Source organism: uncultured Granulicatella sp. (genome assembly GCF_963516875.1).
GTDB lineage: Bacteria > Bacillota > Bacilli > Lactobacillales > Aerococcaceae > Granulicatella.
Window position 1 is genome coordinate 1 of the sequence record NZ_CAUQCL010000029.1, and the last position, 8,346, is coordinate 8,346.

General features: G+C 32.7%; 6 protein-coding genes and 1 pseudogene. 3 read left to right on the forward strand and 4 right to left on the reverse strand.

Going from position 1 to position 8,346, the window contains the following annotated elements; genetic code table 11:
• Nucleotides 1–92: 92 nt before the first annotated feature.
• The 4 genes from sstT to RWM24_RS08260 all read right to left on the reverse strand — a co-directional run bounded on the left by sstT (nt 93) and on the right by RWM24_RS08260 (nt 5,802).
• Complete coding sequence (gene sstT, locus RWM24_RS08240) at nt 93–1,334, reverse strand: serine/threonine transporter SstT (protein ID WP_314113273.1); 1,242 nt, start codon at nt 1,332–1,334, stop codon at nt 93–95.
• A 154-nt stretch (nt 1,335–1,488) separates the two neighbouring features.
• Complete coding sequence (locus RWM24_RS08245; RefSeq protein WP_314113274.1) at nt 1,489–3,078, reverse strand: ABC transporter ATP-binding protein; 1,590 nt, start codon at nt 3,076–3,078, stop codon at nt 1,489–1,491.
• 87 nt (nt 3,079–3,165) lie between these two features.
• Entirely contained in the window at nt 3,166–4,017 is an 852-nt protein-coding gene (locus RWM24_RS08250; RefSeq protein ID WP_314113275.1) for a helix-turn-helix domain-containing protein, read from the reverse strand.
• 420 nt (nt 4,018–4,437) lie between these two features.
• Nucleotides 4,438–5,802, reverse strand: coding sequence for a hemolysin family protein (locus RWM24_RS08260; RefSeq protein WP_314076621.1), 1,365 nt, complete (start codon nt 5,800–5,802; stop codon nt 4,438–4,440).
• A 218-nt stretch (nt 5,803–6,020) separates the two neighbouring features.
• Between RWM24_RS08260 and cbpA the strand changes: the two genes are divergently transcribed.
• The 3 genes and pseudogenes from cbpA to RWM24_RS08275 form a co-directional block, all read left to right on the forward strand.
• Nucleotides 6,021–6,659 carry a cyclic di-AMP binding protein CbpA gene (gene cbpA, locus RWM24_RS08265; protein WP_314113277.1) on the forward strand — a complete coding sequence of 213 codons (639 nt, stop codon included), beginning with the start codon at nt 6,021–6,023 and terminating at the stop codon, nt 6,657–6,659.
• 661 nt (nt 6,660–7,320) lie between these two features.
• Nucleotides 7,321–8,055, forward strand: a complete 735-nt coding sequence (locus RWM24_RS08270; RefSeq protein ID WP_314113278.1) for an ABC transporter ATP-binding protein — start codon at nt 7,321–7,323, stop codon at nt 8,053–8,055.
• 11 nt (nt 8,056–8,066) lie between these two features.
• A pseudogene (locus RWM24_RS08275) lies at nt 8,067–8,346 on the forward strand (ABC transporter permease); the annotation flags it as partial.

Below are 8,346 nucleotides of genomic sequence, written 5' to 3' on the forward strand. Positions count from 1 at the left end.
GCACACCTGTACTAAACTAATTTTTTTCGGGACATTTTAACTTGCGCTTGACACACAAAAAAAGGAAGACTAAAAAGTCTTCCCTAGAAATATTATTCTGCTAATTCAGGATGAACATTAATTACTCGACCTTCTTTTTTCCATTGACGGAATTCTGCTGCTGCTGTAAATAGAACATCTGTTGATGAATTTAAGGCAGTTTCACAAGAATCTTGAATGACTCCAATAATAAATCCAACCCCTACTACTTGCATCGCAATATCATTTGAAATTCCGAATAAACTACATGCTACAGGAATTAATAATAATGATCCACCTGTTACCCCTGAAGCACCACATGCTGCAACTGTTGATAATACACTTAATACTAATGCAGTTAAAAAGTCTACTTGGATTCCTAATGTATTAACAGCTGCTAATGATAATACTGTAATCGTAATTGCTGCACCCGCCATATTAATTGTTGCCCCTAAAGGAATCGATACTGAGTAGCTATCTTCATCTAATCCTAAATCTCTACATAATTCCATATTTACTGGAATATTTGCTGCTGAACTACGAGTGAAGAATGCTGTAATTCCACTATCTTTTAAGCAACGGAATACTAATGGGAATGGATTTTCCTTAATCATTACAAATACAATAATTGGATTAATGACTAATGCTACAAAGAACATACTTCCAAGTAATACCATAATTAAACTACCATAAGTTGCAAATACCCCTACTCCATTTTCTGAAACAGTTGTATAAACTAAGCCCATAATCCCAAACGGTGCAAAGCTAATCACTAGTTTAACAACATGACTTGTTGCATCTGCAATTTGTTGTAAAAATGATTTTGTTGCTTCATCTGCTTTACGGAATGCAAAGCCAAAAACAACTGCCCATGATAAAATACCAATATAGTTCCCGCTCATTAAAGCATTTACCGGATTATCTACTAATTTTAAAATTAAGGTTTGTAATACAGAAGCAATCCCTTCTGGCGCTGCAATTTCAGATACTGTGTCAGTTAATGTTAATGTAATTGGAAATGCAAAACTAGCAATAACTCCCACTAACGCTGCTGCAAAAGTTCCGAATAAATATAAAATAACAATGGATTTCATATTTGTTTCGTGCCCTTCTTTATGTTGTGCTAAAGCACTTAACACAATAAAGAATACTAATAATGGTGCGATTGCTTTTAACGCACTTACGAATACTGTTCCGATTGTTCCGATTGCTGCTGCTTGAGGAACAAAAATTCCTAATAAAATACCGATAATCATACCGATGACGATTCGATTAATCAAACTTAATTGATTCCAAAAATTTAATACTTGTTTCATCTGCTTGCCCCTATTCTCTTAATATAGCGACAATCATACACAAACAAACCCTATTCTGTCAATGAAAATCCATGAATTAGATACATTTGTATCTATTTCAAAAACACTTCTTTTCCACTGCTTTTGAGTGGAAGAAATGTTAGCATCCATCTATTTACAAAATGATTTCTTCATCTAATAGAGATTTCAATTCTTCTGGAAGATGATGAGTTACCCAAAGAATGGTTAGATTTTCCTCTTGTAATAAAGATTGCATCATTTCTGTTCCAGTTTGAGCATCTAAATTCGCTGTCACTTCATCTAGTAATAACACTTGCGGATTTTGAACTAATGCTCTTGCTAGAGAAATGCGTTGTAATTGTCCTCCTGACAATGTTGAAGAAGTATCTCCAATCATTGTATCTAAGCCTTGAGGCAATTGTTCCACGATGGATTTTAGTAACACTTTATCCAGCACTTCCCAAATTTTCTCGTCTGATATTTCTTCTTGAAAAACGATATTTTCACGAATGCTTCCTTGGAAAATATGAGGAGTTTGTTCCACATAAGTAATAGAATCGTAAAGTTTTGAATAGGGAATGGTGTTTAATTCTTTTTGATATAAAGTTACATTTCCTTGGTATCGTTCGGTTTTTCCTCCTAAAATATTGAGCAGAGTAGATTTCCCTGTTCCACTTTCTCCCATAATGGCATATTTATGATTTTTGAATAAAGTTTTGCTAAAAGGTTTCAACACGATGGTATCTCCATAAGAAAATTGAAGATTTTCTATCTTGTATAATACTTCTGCATCATCCAGTGTTTCTACTTCATTTTCCTCTGTTCGTGTTGAGAACGGTAATGTATGAATTTTTTCAAATAATGGTTTGGCACTAGTGACCATTGCTAATTCTTGACTCATATTTCCAACGGCATTAAAAATTGTTCCTGCTAAACTTGTTGTTGCCAAAATAGCCCCTACGGTTACCATTCCCTTAGTCACTAAATATCCCGTAAATAAAAAGATGGAAATTTGACTAAGGACATTCCCAAAGCCACCTAAAACTGCTACTTTTGCAAAAGACTTACTATAATTTCTTCGAGTAAAGCCTAATTGTTCAGAAGCTTGATGAATTTTTTCTTTAAAATATTTCCATTGTTGAAACACAAAAATCGTATCGTATGCTAATAATACATCAGAGATAATTTGATTAAATCGTTCATTTTCTTTCGACTTATGCACCGTCTTCTTAGATAGTTCTTTAGCATAAACTTTTGGCAATAGAAGTAAAATACCAATTTCAATTATCACAACAACGACTAAACTCCAATGAATACTCCATAACCCAATCGTTGAAAATACGATTCCTAAAATCCCTCTTAACAAAGAAAAACTTGGATTGACCGCCATTTCTTGAATTTGATCCATATCACTTGTAAACCAAGCAATATAATCATGATTCTTCTTTTGATGAAAATGAGCATAAGATGTATTAGAAATAGCTTCACTCACTTCATCTCTCCAAAGCGTTGCAATTTTTTGCTTCACAAAGGAGCGGTAACGAAGATCCATATACGTTACTACTAGAAAGACAGCATACACTACTACTAATAATAAAGCTCCCATTCCGAATTGATGAAAATCCAAATCCACTAAAAAATTTAATAAATCTGCATGAATAAAGCTCGTCCATAATTCTAACCCTTCTAAGCTACAAAAAATGATGAAAATAGTTATGAATTGTAATTTTAACTTTCGAATCATGTCATACTCCCCTTTTAGAAACCAAATGCTTACTTACATTATACTTTCCCCACAAGCACTTCGAAAAAAATCATCCTATAGTTGGATTTATTCTAATTCACTTAAAACATAGTCTAAATATTCTTGATATTGAGTAGCCTTTTTACGTTCTTTTAAACTCTTAAAAATATCAATCATCTTCATACACTCAAGTTTCCCTTTTTCTACACAACCTTGATAAATATGTAGAATCCCTTGCAAATAGTAGAAACGAATTTTCTCATAATAAAATTCTTCATCTTGTAATAACTCGGTTAAATACACTTCTACTTGGCTAGCTTCAGATGGATTGGCTTCAATATCTTCTAAAAAAATATTTAATAAAATGCGACACAACATTCGTTTATGCATCGTATCCTGTTTTCCTAAACGAGCTTTTCTAAAAATAGAATCTAGATATAAATGTGTCTCTTTAGTGGATAAACAAAAAACAATATTCCCGAACAACTCCCATTCATACTCTCCCCACTCTTCTACTTCAAATAAATAGGATTGAATCACTCTTTTTTGTTTCATCTCAAGATTTTTACCTTGTAAATACTGTAGATGAGCTTCCACCAAAATTTGATTATGAAGATGTCGTCTATTTCTATCACTTTGAAATAATTGTTTCTCTTCTACCTTTAAATTTTCTAATAAATAAACGTCTTTTTGACTTTTAAAAGTGTCTAATTTTTGTAGAAATTCCTTTTGAGAATATTTTGAAGTCACTAATTGTTCAAATTCATCTAAGGAAACATTTAATCGTTCTAACAAATTCAAAAAAATTTCACTCGTTATTTTACTTTCTCCTCTCTCAAACTTCGATAAAAAATTTTTACTTAAAATACCTTCTGCTAACTCTTTTTGAGTTAAATGTTTTTCTTGTCTAATTTTTTTAATAAATTCTCCATGTCCCATAACTTCTCCCCCAAGTCATCCTATAAGATTACTTTTTACTCAAATTCTTATTTTTATTATACTCTTATTAAAAAAGGAGTAAAGATTTTATGTCAGAAAAATTAATTGAGAGTTTGTTAAAAAATCCAAAACCACGCCCAAACTTATCCGAAATTATACAAGCTCTAAAATAAAAACTATCGAGTTCAGTTACCCGATAGTTTCTTTTAGTTTAAATCTATAGTTTTATATATTTTGTAGAACGGCCATTTCCTACTTGTTGTATCTTTTCTAAATCCTGTAATTCTTTTAGAGCTCGTTCAATTGTTCTTTTTTCTACGCCATTTTTGGCGTTTTGGCGTAGAAAAACTAAAATTGGCGAGATTAGCGCCCATAAATGCAAAAAAACTACCGAGCCCGTTAACCCGATAGTTACGATTATTATTCTTCTGTTTCTTCTTCGTTTTCTTCTTGTTCGTACGCTTCTACTTCTTCTGGAGTTAGTAAGTGCACATGAATACGACGAATTCTTCCATTTTCTACTAATGTTGGTTTTAATAAGACATTTTCTTGACGAACTTCCACAACTTCATCATCTTCTGGGAAATATCCTAAATCTTCTAAAATAATTCCCGCCATTGTGTCCACTTCATCTGAATCAATCGTTGTTTGGAATGTTTGATTGAATTTTTCTAATGTCATTCCCGCATCAATTAAGAAATTCTTCTCATCAATTTCACGGTAACTCATTTCTTCCACATCATACTCATCTTCAATTTCACCGACAATTTCTTCGATTAAGTCTTCCAATGTCACGACACCTTCAACTCCACCGTATTCATCTTTTAAAATCGCCATATGTTGACGTGTTTTTCTAAATTCGACTAATAAATCATCTACGAAAATCGTTGAAGGAACAAATAACGGTTGATGCGCTAAATCCATTAATTGGATTTGATCGAAGCCTTGTTCTTTTGCCGCTCTTAAAACATCTTTAGAATGTAACACTCCAATGACATTATCTTTATCTTCTTCATAAATTGGGAAACGTGAATAAGAACTACTTAAAATGATTTCGATATTTTCTGCTAAATCATCTTCCACATCAAGCATTAATGTGTCTGTTCTTGGCACCATCACTTCTCTAGCTAGTTTTGAATCAAGCGATAAGACCCCTTGAAGCATTGTAAACTCTTCTTTATCAATCGCACCATCATTACGACTGTTCGCTAGAAGAGATTTCATTTCACTACGCGTTAATTTTTCTTGTTCATTATTAAATTCAATCGGTGTCATTCGTTTTAAAATACCCGTTGAAACGGTTAAAATCCATACAAAGGGTTTTGAAACTTTTTTGACAAATAAAATAATTCCTGCCGTATGTAAGGCAATCGGTTCCGCCAATTGTAAGGCAACTTGTTTTGGATACAATTCCCCAAACACTAATGTTAAATAAGATAAGATTACAGTCACAATCAAAATTGCTAATGTTTCTGCACCCGGTACATTCTCCAATAATGGTTGAATACGTGAAGCAAAACTTGTTGCTGCAGACGCACTTGAGAAGAATCCTGCTAACGTAATCGCTACTTGAATAGTTGCTAAAAATTCATCCGAATTTTCTAATAAACGCATCACTCGTTGCGCCTTCTTATCTCCTTCACTAGCTTTTTGACTCATCTTTCCTTGATTGACCGATACAAAGGCAATCTCCGCCGCCGCAAAAAATGCATTTATGGCAGTTAATAGTACAATAATTAAAATCTGGATTCCCAGCGAACTCCCATCAGAATCTGCTGTCATCATTCAGTTATCCCCTTTACTTTGTTAATTTTTTAAAAATATACAAATATCATACTCACTTTTGTGTGAAAATGCAAGATATGTCCATTATATAGAGATTTTTGCCCCCTATTTTAATAAATTTCTCGTTACTTTTTAATCAAAAAGTGGTATTATCAATAATGAAAACGTGTCTATAGTTTACAAAACACGAAAATTGATTTCAAGAAAGGGGCATGTCTATGCTATTAAAATCACTTGTTATTCCTAAAAAGAGTTTAACGGTTGTTAAAGAATCTTGTACTCTTGAAGAAGCGATTGTTATTTTAGAAAACTCTGGATATCGTTGCGTTCCAGTTTTAGATGAAACAGAAACTTTCTTCCGTGGAAATATTTATAAAATGCACATCTATCGTCATAAAGCAAATGGGGGCGATATGAGTTTGCCGGTTACTCATTTAATTAAAAACACTACGAAATTTATCAATATTACAAGTTCATTCTTCAAAGTGTTCTTTACAATTAAAGAATTACCTTATATCGCTGTATTAGACGATTCTCAACGTTTTTATGGTATTTTAACGCATAGTAGTTTATTAAATATGCTTCAAGAATCTTGGAGTGTGAATAATGGTTCTTATGTTTTAACGATTATTTCTGGTGGGGAAAAGGGATCGTTAGCTCAAATTTCTAAGATTATTAATCAATATGCTTCTATTGCCAATGTGATGACATTAGATACAGAAAAAGATCGTTCGCTTCGTCGTCTGTTAATTACGCTTCCAGCAGGAGTTTCAAACGAAACATTGAATCAAATTGTTGCAGCGCTAGAGAAAAAAGACTTCTCAATTGCTGAAGTGGAAGATTTGAACGACTACTAAATACGAATATTTAACAAAAATAAAAACAGAAAAAGTCTACGCTTTAGTAGCTAGGGACGCCAGCAGCTTCGCTTTGCGAATCTCATGGCTAAAAATTGAGCCTAAGGTCTCAATTTTTCCCGTACTATAAGCCCTTGTGGCTTATAGTACCAAAGCTACAGCGCTCCAACTTTTTCTGTTTTTATTTTTTTGTGTGCCGTTTAGTTACAGGCATCAACTATTAAGAAATACTTAACAATTCAATAAAATGGGAATAAAAAAATTACTTATCAACTAGATTAGTAAATTTTGCACGATTTACTCATTACACTGATCTAATCACATTGTATACTAATAATCGTAAAGATGATTATCTAAAAAAGGAGGATGGGATAAAATGGAAGGAATTATTGGAACACTAGAATTTTATGCTCCTGTACTTGCATTAGGAGTCATTATTATCGGTATAGTTTACTTTATGAAAAAAAGAAATGATAAATAATAGTAAATAAACTATTTCAATTATCAGTAATAACCAACAATCCTCTTAGGTTGTTGGTTTTTTATTGTTCTAAAAAATATAAACGACCTTGATTCTAACTTAATTTTGCACGAAATACTCATGAGAAAATTCTGCCTATCAATCATAATAGTAGTATAAAAAGAAATGGAGGAAACTATTATGTCACAACTAGAAGTAACAGGATTGAATAAAACTTTTGGAGAGGGTGAAAATCTAGTCCATGCCCTTTCTAACATCCATCTTTCCGTAAATAAAGGTGAATTTTTAGCCATTATGGGATCAAGTGGTAGCGGAAAGACAACTTTGTTAAATTGTATTTCTACTATTGATACACCAGATTCAGGCAGTATTATTTTTGAAGACTTCGATATAGTTCAAGCTAAAGAAAGTCAATTAGCAGATTATCGTGCTAAAAACATTTCCTATATCTTCCAAGCTTATAACTTAGTTGAAACCTTAACAGTCTACGAAAATATCATCTTACCTTTGCAAATCCAAGGGAAATCGATAAAACAATATCAACAGAAAATTGATGATATTATGGCAAAATTAGCTATTCAAAACCTAAAGAATAAATTTCCAAATCAATTATCAGGGGGACAGCGACAACGTGTTGCCACAGCTAGAGCGCTAATTGATGATTCTAAACTCTTAATTGCAGATGAGCCAACAGGAGCTCTAGATTCTGCTAATTCAGAAAATCTTATGTCTCTCTTACAAGAAATTAATGCCTCATTTGGAATTACCATTTTATTAGTCACACACGACCCCGCAGCTGCCAAGTATTCATCTCGAATGGTTCTTCTTAGCGATGGACAAATTATTGATGATATTGACCGAAATGGTCTCTCAAATGAGTTATACCTAGAAGAAATTTACAGACGAACTAGATAGGAGGAAAGAATATGTATCCTAAATTAATTTTACGCAATGTTTTTCGAAACTTGCAGACTTACACCATTTATTTTTTAAGCTTAGCTTTAATTTATAGTCTCTTGTATGCCTTTAATGCTTTGCCAAGTCATCCTGTCATGCAAAGTTTATCGGGGGCAAAAGAAATGTTGACAACAATCATGAGCCAGTACATGGGACTTCTTTCATATTTAATACTCGGTACTGTTGCCTTTCTCATTGTTTACTCTACAAATTTTGTTTTAGGAAGACGACAAAAAGAGCTCGGGTTAT